General features: G+C 72.3%; 3 protein-coding genes. 2 read left to right on the top strand and 1 reads right to left on the bottom strand.

Annotated elements, in window-relative coordinates; all coding sequences use genetic code 11:
- Positions 1-1056, bottom strand: a 1056-nt coding sequence (locus ACNPM4_RS04170; RefSeq protein WP_448984792.1) for an NAD(P)H-dependent flavin oxidoreductase, incomplete at its 3' end; no start/stop codon positions are given.
- Positions 1057-1152: 96 nt separating this feature from the next.
- Here ACNPM4_RS04170 and ACNPM4_RS04175 point away from each other — a divergent pair.
- Both ACNPM4_RS04175 and ACNPM4_RS04180 read left to right on the top strand, forming a co-directional pair.
- Entirely contained in the window at positions 1153-1425 is a 273-nt protein-coding gene (locus ACNPM4_RS04175) for a DUF6412 domain-containing protein (RefSeq protein ID WP_029261361.1), read from the top strand.
- 66 nt (positions 1426-1491) lie between these two features.
- On the top strand, positions 1492-2199 hold a 708-nt coding region (locus ACNPM4_RS04180; protein WP_448984793.1), incomplete at its 3' end, for a YidC/Oxa1 family membrane protein insertase.

Raw genomic sequence — 2199 nt, forward strand, 5'->3', positions numbered from 1 at the left:
GGCCCGCCCAGCCCGGCCCGCCGGAACCCCCGCCGCCAGCTCGGCGAACACCTCGGCGGCGGTGTCATGGCGCACGAGCGGGGCGGCCTGCCCCATCCACAGCGACTGCAGCGCGCCCAGGTTCTGCTGTCCGGCCGCCGTGCGGAACCGCCCGGTGAGCCAGTTCTGCATCGGGAACGGAGCGATCGTGCCGCTCGCCTCGATCGCCCGCACGACGCGGTTGCGCGCCCCGCGAGCCAGCCGTCCGCTCATGGCCCGGGTGAGCACGGTCTCGTCGGCCGCGGTGGAGCGGATCGCGTCGCGGTGGGCGTCGTTCGCTGCAGACTCGGCGGTGGCGAGGAAGCCCGTCCCCACCTGCACGCCGGAGGCGCCCAGCGCGAACGCCGCAGCCACCCCACGCCGATCGGCGATCCCACCCGCCGCGATCACGGGCACTCTGACCGCGTCGACGACCTGCGGGACCAGCGCGAACGTCCCGACCAGCGACTCCTCCGCCGGGCGCAGGAACGACACCCGGTGGCCCCCGGCCTCCGCTCCGGTGGCGACGACGGCATCCACGCCCGCCTCGGCGAGGGCGACCGCTTCGGCCACGGTGGTCGCGGTCCCCACGAGCCGGATGCCGCGGCGGTGAGCCTCCTCGACCACAGACGCGGAAGGCACGCCGAACACCACGCTGAGCACCGCGGGCGCGATCTCCCAGACCGCCTCGAGCTGCTCCTCCAGAGGCGGGTTGTACCGCTCCGGTCGGGCGGGCACCTCGATACCGACCGCCTCGTAGAACGGCTGTAGCGCCTGCGCGAAGATCGTGTGCTGCGGGTTCGGCTCGACCTCATCGCCCGTGGGGATCCAGATGTTCACCGCGAACGGCCGGTCGGTCGCCGCCCGCAGCTCGACCCCGGTCGCGCGGATGCGGTCACCGTCGTAGCCGTACAGGCCGAACGAACCGAGCCCGCCGGCGTCGCTCACCGCGGCGGTGAGTGCGGTCGAGGAGAGCCCGCCGAACGGGCCGAGGATGATCGGATGCTCGATCCCGAGCAGGGCGCGAAGGTCACTCATGCTTCGACGTTACGCCCGCAGCGGAGGGAGACGGTCGACCGTGACGGCCGGTCTCGCGGTCCCCGGTGCTACCCTCGGCTGCAGAGAGGAGTGCGCATGAGCGAGTGGTTCGGGCAGATGCTGAGCTTCGTCGCGACCGCACTCGGACTCGTCTCGATGCCGGATGCCGCGGCCCTCGGTCTCGCCATCGCACTGCTCGCCGTCACGGCGCTGACGCTCGCGATCGTGCTGAGCGTGCGCCCCGAGGCCACCTCCGACGCACCGCATCCGCTGCGGGCGATCGACGTCGGAACCCTGCTCACGCAGAGCGATCCTGACGCCGCCGGGCATCCGCGCCCGCGGGCGCCGGGAGTCGCGACCGCCGCGTAGTCCGTCCACACGACGGGATCGCGCGGCTTTCGCCGACCCTTCCCGACGCCACGAACGGACACTTCCATGGACCCCTTTGCCTTCCCCCCACTCGCCGCCCTCCTCGACGCCGCCTACGGCGCGCTGACCGGGCTCTCCGACCTCCTGACCCCGATCGCCGGAGCATCGGCCGCCGCCCTCGCGGTCGTGCTCGTCACTCTGCTGGTGCGCGCGCTGCTCATCCCCGTCGGCATCTCGCAGGCCAAAGCCGAGCAGACCAGGGCACGCCTCGCCCCGAAGCTGCGCGAGCTGCAGCGCCGCCACAAGAAGAACCCCGAGCGCCTGCAGAAGGAGATGATGGCGCTGTACAAGGCCGAGAACACCTCGCCGTTCGCGGGGATGCTCCCGGTGCTGGCGCAGGCCCCCGTCGTCGGCATCCTCTACACGCTGTTCCTCCGGCCGGAGATCGCCGGGCATCCGAACGAGCTGCTCTCTCATGACCTGTTCGGCGCTCCGCTGGGCACGAGCCTGGTCTCGGCGCTGTTCGACGGCACGGCCACGCCGGCCACGTTCCTGGTGTTCGGGGTGCTGCTCGCCATCATGATCGCGGTCGCCGAGGTCACCCGCCGGGTGTTCCGCCCGACGCCGGTCGAGGGCGACGATTCGCCGCTGAACTCCCCGACGATGCTGCGCGTGATGTCGTCCCTGCACTACCTGACGGCGGTGTTCGCGGCCTTCGTGCCCCTCGCGGCTGCGCTGTACCTCACGGTCACAGTCGTGTGGACGCTCGTGCAG

The organism is Microbacterium umsixpiens, assembly GCF_053543675.1.

Coding starts and splice junctions, on each gene's coding strand:
- ACNPM4_RS04175 (WP_029261361.1), top strand. CDS start 1,153: ATGAGCGAGTGGTTCGGGCAGATGCTGAGCTTCGTCGCGACCGCACTC.